Below are 527 nucleotides of genomic sequence, written 5' to 3' on the forward strand. Positions count from 1 at the left end.
AACGCTTCGGCCGCAAGAACGCCAAGGGCTTCTACGACTATCCGGCAAAGCCCGCGAAGAAGCACATCTGGCCGGGCCTGAAGGATCTCCATCCGCAGCAGAAGCCGGATGACGTCAACGTCAAGACGCTGCAGGAACGCTTCCTCGCCACCATCGCGCTCGAAGCTGCCCGCACCGTCGAGGAAGGCATCGTGACAGCCCCGCGCGAACCCCATGTCGGCTCCATCCTCGGCTTCGGCTTTGCGCCGTATACCGGTGGCGCGCTCTCCTATATCGACGGCATGGGCGTGAATACCTTCGTCGAGCTCTGCGAACGCCTCGCCAAGGAGTACGGACCGCACTTCACCCCGACGCCGTTGCTGAAGGACATGGCTGCCAAGGGCGAAACGTTCTACGGCCGGTTTGATCCTTATGGCGAAGCCGCCAAGGCTGCCTAAACTTAGTATTGGAAGATGGAAAAGGCGGCTCTCGGGCCGCCTTTTTTGTCTCCGATCGTGTGATGCCTTAGTTCGTCAACTCATACGACC

The 527-nt window shown here is 60.3% G+C and carries 1 pseudogene; it reads left to right on the forward strand.

The features are described from left to right. Nucleotides 1-437 (forward strand): annotated as a pseudogene (locus CXR03_RS19015) (hypothetical protein); the annotation flags it as partial. Nucleotides 438-527 lie beyond the last annotated feature (90 nt).

It is taken from the genome of Arthrobacter sp. 08Y14, from assembly GCF_002929455.1.
In the GTDB taxonomy this organism is placed as follows: domain Bacteria; phylum Actinomycetota; class Actinomycetes; order Actinomycetales; family Micrococcaceae; genus Arthrobacter_B; species Arthrobacter_B sunyaminii.